Annotated in this window: 7 protein-coding genes, 1 tRNA gene and 2 pseudogenes; 1 reads left to right on the top strand and 9 read right to left on the bottom strand. The window is 51.7% G+C overall.

The features are described from left to right. Positions 1–188: 188 nt before the first annotated feature. The gene (locus tag L6R44_RS25085) at positions 189–371 is read right to left on the bottom strand and encodes a hypothetical protein (RefSeq protein WP_442876520.1); all 183 of its coding nucleotides are present in this window, start codon (positions 369–371) and stop codon (positions 189–191) included. A 10-nt stretch (positions 372–381) separates the two neighbouring features. Further along, positions 382–1,119 (bottom strand): annotated as a pseudogene (locus L6R44_RS23590) (integrase domain-containing protein); the annotation flags it as partial. 1,060 nt (positions 1,120–2,179) lie between these two features. Between L6R44_RS23590 and L6R44_RS23585 the strand changes: the two are divergent. After that, complete coding sequence (locus L6R44_RS23585) at positions 2,180–3,364, top strand: PAAR domain-containing protein (RefSeq protein ID WP_237425574.1); 1,185 nt, start codon at positions 2,180–2,182, stop codon at positions 3,362–3,364. A gap of 29 nt (positions 3,365–3,393) precedes the next feature. On the opposite strand, the gene L6R44_RS23580 is transcribed toward L6R44_RS23585, so the two are convergent. The 7 genes and pseudogenes from L6R44_RS23580 to L6R44_RS23550 form a co-directional block, all read right to left on the bottom strand. Further along, positions 3,394–3,810, bottom strand: a complete 417-nt coding sequence (locus L6R44_RS23580) for a hypothetical protein (protein WP_237425573.1) — start codon at positions 3,808–3,810, stop codon at positions 3,394–3,396. 208 nt (positions 3,811–4,018) lie between these two features. Further along, positions 4,019–4,222: a hypothetical protein gene (locus L6R44_RS23575; protein ID WP_237425572.1), complete on the bottom strand. Its 204-nt coding sequence runs from the start codon at positions 4,220–4,222 to the stop codon at positions 4,019–4,021. Positions 4,223–4,232: 10 nt separating this feature from the next. Beyond that, on the bottom strand, positions 4,233–4,922 hold the full coding sequence (locus tag L6R44_RS23570; protein ID WP_237425571.1) for a hypothetical protein: 690 nt from the start codon (positions 4,920–4,922) through the stop codon (positions 4,233–4,235). Between the two features lie 94 nt (positions 4,923–5,016). Beyond that, positions 5,017–5,127 (bottom strand): annotated as a pseudogene (locus L6R44_RS25080) (ash family protein); the annotation flags it as partial. Between the two features lie 415 nt (positions 5,128–5,542). Then, entirely contained in the window at positions 5,543–6,805 is a 1,263-nt protein-coding gene (locus L6R44_RS23560) for a tyrosine-type recombinase/integrase (protein ID WP_237425570.1), read from the bottom strand. 165 nt (positions 6,806–6,970) lie between these two features. Continuing rightward, positions 6,971–7,046: transfer RNA gene (locus L6R44_RS23555), tRNA-Asn, on the bottom strand. Positions 7,047–7,210: 164 nt separating this feature from the next. Then, entirely contained in the window at positions 7,211–9,400 is a 2,190-nt protein-coding gene (locus tag L6R44_RS23550; protein ID WP_032641485.1) for a TonB-dependent siderophore receptor, read from the bottom strand. Between the last annotated feature and the right edge of the window lie 18 nt (positions 9,401–9,418).

Raw genomic sequence — 9,418 nt, 5'->3', positions numbered from 1 at the left:
TGAATGCCACTTCACCGTTTCCCGGCAATCAACATGGCCTGGCCAAAGTGGAGCGGTAATATGCGAAGTTATTTAGCTGAGTCTTGAAGGAAACACAACTTCCTGCATTCATTCATCAATACGTTAAAAATAATTACTTGGGTGCAATAGCTTGATTAGGCTGTACATACCATACAGCTAACTTACAGCTATGTCGCAGATGAGTTCAATTCGCTGCAGGCACATCTGAAATGTAAATCATTCCTCATTCCGCCTCCCATACACCTGCGCCACATATCGTCCACGCCCGTCTCCATGCCCCAGATCCATCGCCACCATTGCCAGCGCCTCTTTCCTGCTAAACCCCTGAGCCAGATAATGATGTATAGCATCCTGAGCCCACGCATATCGCAGAGAATGCGGGGAATATGCGCCAGTGAGGCCAATACGCGTCGCCTGGTTGTGCCAGTAATCCATTGCACTTTTAAGATCCGGTTTGTCGATCAATCTGTGATTACGACTTTCTGCAATAGCTAACGCATTATCCAGCGCTTTTTTGATTGCGCCAGCATCCAGAATCACCGTTTCGCGGGGCCGTCCGCCTTTGGTGCCGAAAACCACAGTCAGGCGTGTCTCCCCACGCTCAACGGACTGTTTCCACGTTTTTAATGATTGCGCACTTTGCACTGCCTCCTGTGAGCGCAATCCCATCAGCCGCGACAGTTCCAGTGCTGCCGCCAGACCCGGATCTTTCGCACGGGCCGTTTCCAGCGCATGGCGGTAGTGATCCGGTGTGATGGCCTGCCGCGTACCGCTGCGGGATGCGCCAGAAAGTCCCAGAGATTTATTGGTCAGTCTCTCATGCTCTGCCACCTGCTTACGTCCGGCCTGTTGCAGTACGGCACGCAGCGAGGCCATTTCATTCTGTAGCGTGCGTTTGCCGATCCCCTGCGCCAGTCTTTCATGAATGTAGCTTTCAATGTGGCGAACCTTGATCTGTACGACACGCTGAATCTGGACGTTCAGCGCTCGTAAATGCTGGTCAAAACGTTGCACGATATGAATGCGATCGTTCACCGTTTTATGGCTACCGCCGCAATGTTTTGCCAGCGCCTTCATTTCACTGCCTAACCTGCCCATACACTTTTCCCATGATTTTTCGAACACAAACGGTCTCCGGCGTATGCTTTTTGGCTGCGCCAGAACGATACCTTCACGCCGGAGTGGCAGCTTGTTGAGGTATAGGGAGTTTCAGCCAGTACACGGTACGGACTGCCTGCCAGAGCAGGAATTCTCCGGGGCATCATGCCCCCCTCGGTATCGATCTTTTTCTCCTCTTTTTTTGCTGACAGCGGCCCAAAAAGGACGTATCAGATTAGGGAATATGCGCAGAAGTCCTGAAAACAGTGGCATAGCGCGGTGTGGTGGTTGTGCGTCACTTTGTCGCTTTGCGCGACGCAAAGTGACGCACCGGTTGAGTGCCGGGCGCGAAAGATCGCGGATTCTGGCGCAGACTGACGGTCACGCGGCAGCAAAGCCTGACGGCAATGCAGGCCGCAGCCCGTAGTAAAGGAGGCTGATCCTCAGCCGGACAGGGATTTACCCGGAAATTTCAGATGTCGTTGAATGCTGACCAGAGTGCTGGCGCAGCGAAAGGACATGTTGTTTGTGAAGTTTGACCTCTGTCGCAGAGACCTGCGAGCCGGTGTTTGCGGAGGTATTCACCGGTAGGGGCTGCCATCCTGAGTTCCTCAGGCGCTTCTTCCAGGCCATGAAGCATGGGCGCTGTCAACGACAGCATTGTGCAATCCGGAGCTTACATCCGGGCGGTGAGCGTGAAAAGGGGAAACTCTTTTTTGATAAAAAAGAGTTTCCTGTAGATTTTTTCGAAATTGTATGAATGTAAATCTGCCGCGCTTCACTTGTCGTCTTCTGTCCTGCCCCGTTACCAGCAAAAAACTGGTGACGGGCAGGACAGAAGAGGCTGTATACCTGATCGGGAAAACATCCGAAAATTTTCGGCGACATTTGCTTTCACTGTGTTGGTAAGCGCCGGGCCGGATATCCGTGACACTGCCTGTTACGTGTTTTTTGACGCTACCTTTATAAAAAAATCCTGTAACAAATCCCTACTGTTCCCTAGGTTAATGTGGCGTATGTTTTTGTCATCGCGCCGTTGCGCTTCATCCGGAGAGATAAAATGGCAAGAGGTAATTACCTGGTTCGCGGGGATAAAACAACCTGCGGCGGGGTCATCGTTACAGGCTGTGAGGATCATACCCTGTTTGGCAAAGCGGTTGCACGTGAGCAGGATCAGGTGACATGCGGCCAGCATCCAGGTATCTATTACATTGCAGGCGGGATCCCCTTTGATACCGTTCATGGTCGCCGGATGGCAGGAACGTCGTATAGTTTCAGCACCTGCCCCTGCAGGGCCCGGTTCATTCCATCCATGCTGCATGACACATACAATTTTGGTACAACGGATGTCTCTGCGTCTGCAACGCCTTCGTCACCTGAGCCAGAACAACATGCCCAGACAGCCCACCGGCATCATGCTACACAGCCAGCCAGTCAACAAACCGAAACTCTGCCAGCCACCTGCGCCTGTGATCGCGATATTACAATGGCAGAATTCAGACTCATCGCAACAAGAGCACCGTCAGACAGAATACAGGAATATCTTGATGCAATTAATCTCTGGCTGCCATTTAATGGCATAACAACATGCCGGGGAAAAGCTCATTTTCTTGCACAGGTATGTGATGAAACAGGTGCTTTTTCATTAATGTCTGAAATTAATGGTCGGAGTCAACACGGAGACTGGTATGGTCGTGGTTTTCTTCAACTAACCGGTCAGGAAAACTATGAAGCTTATGATAGAGCAACTCCCGATGATATATTAGGAGACCTCGAACAACTGACCAGATCACCACATGATATTCTATCAGCGACATGGTATTACTGCGAACATTTGCCCTGCAAAAGTAATGCCGACAAAGATGATTTCAATATGGTCTGTGCAAGAATAAACGGAGGATTTATTGGTTATGATTCAAGACTTAAATATTTTAATTCATTTGTTAAAACGTTAAAAGCACAGCATCTGGAATCTCTGGAAGTCGATAGCGAGTTTTTATTCGAAAATAGTTCGATATATGACAATAAAGTTTACTCTCTCGCGTGGGGGTTGTGGCATGACCCATCAAGAAATCTTTCCGGCGTTGCAAAAAGCAGTTCTGAGGCGCTTAAAGGATATAACAGGGCAAAGGAACTATGGGGACCGGACTCATCGAGGATCAATATGTCAAGAAGGAGAATATATGGAATACACTACGACCAAATAGAATCATATATAAACGGAAGATTGTCTGAGTTGTCTTGATATACAAGCGCCAGAAAACGGCGCTCATATCACTTCATAGACTCCAGATTATTTGAGTCATCATTACCACACCAATATGTATCTGAATGTCCTGTTGTTTTACTGGTTACAGTCAGTCTGTTGTTGGCGTCTGAATAGTCTGGCTTATCGATCCCGCTCCCAATAGAGACAAAATAATTATCTGTTGTGAAGTTAAACATCTCAAAATCATCAGCACCTTCTTTTATTGCTTTATTATAATCACTTTCATATCTGGATTTTATTTTTCCAATCGTTTCTATTGATTCTAATTTTTGCCCTCCAAACTCTACGACTAACTTATCGCTTTTTTTGTACGCTTTTATTTCTGTTTTGTTGTCAGTCCGGCAATGAAATAAAAAATTATCATCTGCTGAATAAACATTAAATGTGAACATCACTAAAATTATTGGAAATAAGAATTTCATATAAAAATATCCGCTACTAAACAAGTGATCAAATTTTTCTCATAAGCCACGTCTGTGATGTGGCTTTTCTAAGTATCAAACAAACAATTTACATTTACTACTGTTTTCTTTATACACTACTGGATAGCGCACGATATCTCCAAAAATAACGACTGTACGCTCTGCCGGGGCCCTTCAGTATTACTGAGGTCCCGGCAGAACTGACTGATTATAACGGCAACTTGTCATCCCTGAGTCGTCGGACTTCTGCTTCTTCAAATACATCATGGAGCATCTGGAGCTGGTCGCGAAGGATTAGCAGCATAACGAAATTGGGCCCCACTTCGTCAGGATTTTCCAGCATCACCCTGACCAGAACCCGTGAGCGATCAACCAGCTCCCGGGCATCAGGTTGTTCATTTATTGCTTTCATTTTATCCTCCTTATGCTGACCAGTTGCCACCCCGGATCCGGGCAATATCCAGCAACAGTGATTTCATGGCACGACTTACTGAGCACAGCATATTGATCAGCGGTTCATCAGCATTCAGGGCATCGGGCTTGCGCAGCCATTCATCAAACCGGACGTGTATCCGGGCGAGTATTGTCGCCAGCCTGTCCATCTCCACACGCTCTACGGGCAGTTTTTGGTTGTGATTGCTAAAGACATCATCCGCAAGCTGACGCAGATCGTCGATAACCGGAAACAGTCCGCCGGGAAGCTGTGGGTTGGCACTGTCAAAGCGGAACTCAGTCAGGCGCAAGGCAAAACCGTAGAGTACCGATGCCAGCAACTGGCGCAGATGGTGAAGCTTTCCGGGGGTGTAATGGTTACAGTCGGCCTGGGCAGTGACTGTGCGGGACTCTGCAAGGGCCAGGGTGCTGTGGATTTCCAAGGCAAGACGGAGTGGATATTGCTCGGCGCGCGACAAAGGACGAGAGGGAAAACGTTCGTTCCAGAGATCGGACTCGCTGAGCCAGTGAAGGATGCTGTCGTGGTGCAGGACGCCTGCCGGAGTGGGGCCCCGGATATCCAGAAGCTGGATCAGTTCGTCGTTATCTTCACAGGGCTGGGGAATATAGCAGTGGCGATCGAGCTTTTTTCTGAGTTCAGAAAGCGGAATAACCATCATGATGGTGTTCTCCTGTCAGGAATAACAGGCCACCACTGGAGTTCCTACACTCAGACTGGTGGTGGCCCAGGACAGGGGTAGGAATACCGGCCTAACAGGACACCGGCCAGCCCGAAGGCTGCCCTGCCTGAGCCACCATTGAACGTCGTGCACAGATATATACTGCACACATCAACGGCAGTTCAGGGCGATAACGGTAAACCATTATCGCCTGTTAGTTTCGACGGGTTCCTACACCCGGCAGCCCCTTCGGGACTGCGCGGGTATTGTAGTCCATTGCGGCGCGACAGAAAAGCGGCGCCAGGCACAGGGCAGAGAATTTGTGGTGTGATCGTTTATCCGGACTAATGTTTGCCTTTTGGTTTTCAGGCCTTTTCGGGCAGGTCTGTTACCCTTAGCCCTTTATCTTTTGGCCTTTTCTGGTTCTGGTGCAACAGACTTTATTTTCGTTATGTGGCAACAAAAAAATGATGAATAAAGGTTCTTTGTGACGTAATAACGATCAACCTGTATTACCGTCTGGTTCTCTGGTCGCTTTTAACCACACCATAAAATCATCAATAAACGCCGGGAATAGCCTTTTTGCCCCCGAACGGGGCAAATAACAGCAGGTTATCACGCTATGAGGCTTCCTTCAGGTTGCCTGCGTACTGGTAAGGCGACACATACTGCTCAGTATTTGCATCCAGATAATCCGCCCACCACTGCATCATATTGATCCGTTCTTCCAGATATTCAGCCTTATGAATATAGGCGGCACGTACGCTGTTCCTTTCCTGATGGCTCATCTGTTTTTCAATCGCTTCTTTGCTCCACAGTCCCGACTCACTCAGTGCGCTGCACGCCATCGCCCGGAAGCCGTGGCCGCAGATCTCTTTTCGTGTGTCGTAGCCCATCACGCGCAATGCTTTGTTGATGGTGTTGTCGCTCATGCACTTATCCTGGTCGTATTCGCCGGGGAAAATAAACGCCAGATGCCCGGAGAGTGCTTCAGTTTGTTTCAGGATCGCTATCGCCTGATCGGACAGCGGGACGATGTGCTGTGTTTTCATCTTTGTGCCACGGTGAGAGAAGCGCACGTTTTCGATCTGCTCCCGTTCTTCCGGGATTATCCAGAGTTTCTGCTGCCAGTCGATTTCACTCCAGCGGGCAAAGCGCAGTTCGCTGGAGCGCACAAAGAACAGTAACGACAGCTTCAGCGCATACCGTGTCAGTAGCCTGCCGGAGTAGTTATCCGTCCGGGATAATAATTCTGGTAGTTTCTCGAGCGGCAGGGCCGGGTAATGCTGTGTTTCCGGCGGCGTAAATTCACCGTCCATATCCAGCGCCGGGTTTGACCTGATTAACTGCTTTTTCACCGCATAACGCATGATCCCAGTAACGTAATTTTTCAGCCGTGCAGTGATCTCCAGAAAGCCTTTGTTCTCCACCTTACGCAGGGTAAACAGCAGATCCTCTGTGACGATTTGATCGATGTATCTGTCCCCGATATCCGGGAATACATACATTTCCAGCCTGCGCTGGATGGTCGTCGCATAATGTTCAGACCAGCGGCGGTGATCGGCATGCCAGTTCATGGCGATCTGGCGGAATGTCTGTCCGTTTTTCTTTTTCTGCTGTGCGATTTTTTTGTCAACGGAGGGATCAACCCCGGCACGCATTTTACTACGTGCCGCATCGCGGAGCTGGCGCGCCGTAAGCAGGGAAACATCCGGGTAGGGGCCAAAGGCCAGCTTCTTTTCTTTCCCGTCAATGCGGTACTTCATGTACCAGAGTTTTGAGCCGTTGGGTTTGATCAGCAGGTACAGTCCGGCACTGTCGCCGAGTTTGAAGGGTTTGTCAGTGGGTCTGAGCTTGCGGATAGCAGTATCAGTGAGTGCCATAGCGGGGGGCTCCATTCGTTCAACGAACCGTGAGGCCCCCGATTAAGCCCCCAAAAACTACAGATGTCAAGAAACCCGGCAATCCTTACCAGGACAACCGGGTCAATCTAACAGCTTGTTTTTATAACGCATTAAGACTCACTGAGATGTCTTAATACTAAAATTTGGCTCCTCTGACTGGACTCGAACCAGTGACATACGGATTAACAGTCCGCCGTTCTACCGACTGAACTACAGAGGAATCGTGTGAACGAGGCGCATATTATCGACCTCAGTTCGTCTTGTCAAAGGGGGAAAATGCACTTTTCGTTCGTTTGCCGACAATTTCAGCAAATCGCTGATTTTATAGCAAATTCGCGCTGAAATTACACAGCAAATTGCGCCGCCCGCAGGCGGCGCGCAGGATTAGAACAGGACGGAGTAGTTCAGACCAAACGTGCGTCCGCGGCCTTTATAGGTATACAGGCCCGGTGCACCGTAGGTTGGGCTATACAGCCCAGGCGCGCGCTGGCCCCAGGCGGTGGTGTAGTCTTTGTCCAGCAGGTTTTCCACGCTGAAGCTGACTTTCCCCACCGGCAGGGCGTAGCTGCCCAGGAAGTCGACCGTGTTATAGCCATCGATCTTCTTGCCGTCGGCGTCAGACACGTCAAAGGTCTGCGTGCTCTGCACGCGCAGGGTCCAGTCGCCCGGCGCCCAGTTGACCCACGCGCTGGCTTTCGACGGGCTGGCGCTGTCGACCGTCAGCTTCTCCCATTTGCCGTTTTCGCGGGTTTCAGACTTGATGGCGTTAAAGTTCGCGCCGGTGCTCCAGTCGCTGTCGGTGAAGAAATAGTCCACCTGGCCTTCCACCCCGTAGATACGACGCTTGTCGTCTTCCAGGTTGATGGTCATGTCCGTCTTGTTGATGGTGATGGTTTTATCCGAGAGCGAGTAATACGCCGCCACCTGCGTGCGCAGGTTATCCCCGGTGTAGCGCCAGCCCAGCTCGTACGCGTTGACCTTAATACCGTCCAGCGTTGAGTCGTTCACGTTGACGCTGTTCAGCAGGCGATAGTGGCCGTTGCTGAGCTGATAGGTTCCGGAGCCGTAGTACTTCGCCAGGTCCGGAATTTCGAAGCCCTGGGAGAAGTTAAACCACACCTGCTGCTGTTCGGTCAGGCGACCGAGGATCCCGGCGTTAAACAGGAAGTTGTTGTAATCGGTTTTTCCGCCCGGCACCGCGTCGGCGGAGGTGGCTTTCCCGGTGGCGATGGCCTGCTGCTGGGCGTAGCCGACAAAGTCGTCCACCTTGTTCTCGGTGTACTGGTAGCGCACGCCGCCGCTCAGGGTGATGGCGTCAATGTCGTAGCTGGCCTGCAGGAACGGGGCGAGGTTGGTGATGCTGTAGCCCGGGTAGCGGCCCACGTTGTAGGCGTTATCCAGCTCCATGCCGCCGCTCGCCGCGGCTTTGCTCAGGTTAAAGAACTGCTGGTTGGCGTCGAAGGTTTCGTGGTCGGCATCCACACCCCAGGTCAGGGTTAAATCGTCCACCGGCTTGCTGTTCAGCGTCAGCTTGCCGCCGTAAAAATCGGTTTTCTGCTGCGACGCGCCGATGCTGCTCACCACGCCTTTGGTCAGGGTCGGGAACGGATAATAGGTCAGGCTCTCGTCGCGATAGTAAATCTGCGCGACCAGATCCTGGCCCCAGAAGTCGGTATTAGAGTACTGCAGGTTGATCAGATGACGCTCGGTGCCCGGCACGCGGTCAGAATCGAGGTTACCTTTGTTGTACGCGGTCGCATCCCCCGTGACCGCCGAGAAGTTCTTCCCGAGATACAGCCCGTGCTTGCCGTCGGACTCGCTCTTGTAGTACTGGGTCGTCAGCTGCAGCTGCTGGTGTTCGTCAATATTGAGGGTGCCGGTGCCCATCACGTCAATACGGTCGGAATACTGCAGGCCGGTCTGGGTGTTATCAATGATCACCTCATCGCCGTTGCCGTCGTACCAGCCGCCGTAGCGCTGGTACGACACCGACAGACGGCCGGAGGCGTTGTCGTTGCCGCCGCTGACCGCTGCCGACACGTTCTCATCGTGATCGTTGTGGCTGTTAAACCCGCTCTTTGCCCCGGTCTGGAACTCCACTTCGGTTTCCGGCTGGCCCTTTTTGGTGACGATGTTCACCAGGCCGCCGGTGCTGCCGCCGCCGTACAGTGACGTGGCGCCGGAGATCACTTCGATACGGTCAATGTTGAACGGATCGATAGAGTCGAGCTGGCGGCTGTCGCTGCGGGAGGAGTTCAGGCGAACGCCGTCCACCATCACCATCATCGAGCGGCCGCGCAGGTTCATGCCGTAGTTGGTACGCCCCTGGCTGCTGACGTCCATGCCCGGGATAAGCTGCGCCAGCACTTCTTTAATCTCCTTTCCGCCCTGAACCTGCTGCTCAATTTCAGCGCGCTCAATGACCCAGGTGGTCTGCGCCATCTCCGCCACGCTGCGGTGCGCGCGGCTGGCGGAGACAACGATATTTTCTTCCTTTTGTTCTTCCGCCCACGCAGAGGTAGAAAGCATTGCAAGCAAGCAAGGATTTAAAACCCAAAGATGAGAACGTTTCATTGTTATGTTGATCCTGAT

It is taken from the genome of Enterobacter cloacae complex sp. ECC445 (assembly GCF_021892025.1).
Taxonomy (GTDB): domain Bacteria; phylum Pseudomonadota; class Gammaproteobacteria; order Enterobacterales; family Enterobacteriaceae; genus Enterobacter; species Enterobacter chengduensis.
Note: the sequence above shows the minus strand (reverse complement) of the source record. Positions and strands in the feature narration are given on the sequence as shown.

Coding starts and splice junctions, on each gene's coding strand:
- L6R44_RS23550 (WP_032641485.1), bottom strand. CDS start 9,400: ATGAAACGTTCTCATCTTTGGGTTTTAAATCCTTGCTTGCTTGCAATG.
- L6R44_RS25085 (WP_442876520.1), bottom strand. CDS start 371: ATGCTATACATCATTATCTGGCTCAGGGGTTTAGCAGGAAAGAGGCGC.
- L6R44_RS23570 (WP_237425571.1), bottom strand. CDS start 4,922: ATGATGGTTATTCCGCTTTCTGAACTCAGAAAAAAGCTCGATCGCCAC.
- L6R44_RS23560 (WP_237425570.1), bottom strand. CDS start 6,805: ATGGCACTCACTGATACTGCTATCCGCAAGCTCAGACCCACTGACAAA.
- L6R44_RS23585 (WP_237425574.1), top strand. CDS start 2,180: ATGGCAAGAGGTAATTACCTGGTTCGCGGGGATAAAACAACCTGCGGC.
- L6R44_RS23575 (WP_237425572.1), bottom strand. CDS start 4,222: ATGAAAGCAATAAATGAACAACCTGATGCCCGGGAGCTGGTTGATCGC.
- L6R44_RS23580 (WP_237425573.1), bottom strand. CDS start 3,810: ATGAAATTCTTATTTCCAATAATTTTAGTGATGTTCACATTTAATGTT.